Source organism: Hyunsoonleella flava (genome assembly GCF_004310325.1).
Taxonomy (GTDB): Bacteria; Bacteroidota; Bacteroidia; order Flavobacteriales; family Flavobacteriaceae; genus Jejuia; species Jejuia flava.
This window is the reverse complement of the sequence record NZ_SIRT01000060.1, coordinates 1-300: the sequence shown is the minus strand read 5'-3', so window position 1 is coordinate 300 and position 300 is coordinate 1. Positions and strand designations below refer to the sequence as shown.

At 34.3% G+C, this 300-nt stretch carries 1 protein-coding gene; it reads left to right on the top strand.

All coding sequences use genetic code 11. The features are described from left to right. Positions 1 to 300, top strand: a 300-nt coding sequence (locus tag EYD45_RS16865) for a hypothetical protein (RefSeq protein ID WP_207303329.1), incomplete at both ends; no start/stop codon positions are given.

Genomic DNA, 300 nt, shown 5'->3' with positions numbered 1-300 from the left:
GATGTTTGGTCTAGTGAAGATGGTATTACATGGGTACAGATAACAGAGCAAGCACCATTTGGAGTTAGATACGCACGTGGATCATTTGTTCATAATAATAAATTATGGGTAATTGGAGGTTTAGATTTTTCTAATACTTCAGGTGGAGTTCTTAAAGATATTTGGTCAAGTGAAGATGGAATAAGTTGGGAAAATGTCAGTGAAAAATTACCAAATTATGCTGGAGAGCATGTAGTAGCATTCAATGATAAAATTTGGTTTATCGCTGCAAAAGGCTTTGAATATTATGAAGGGATACTA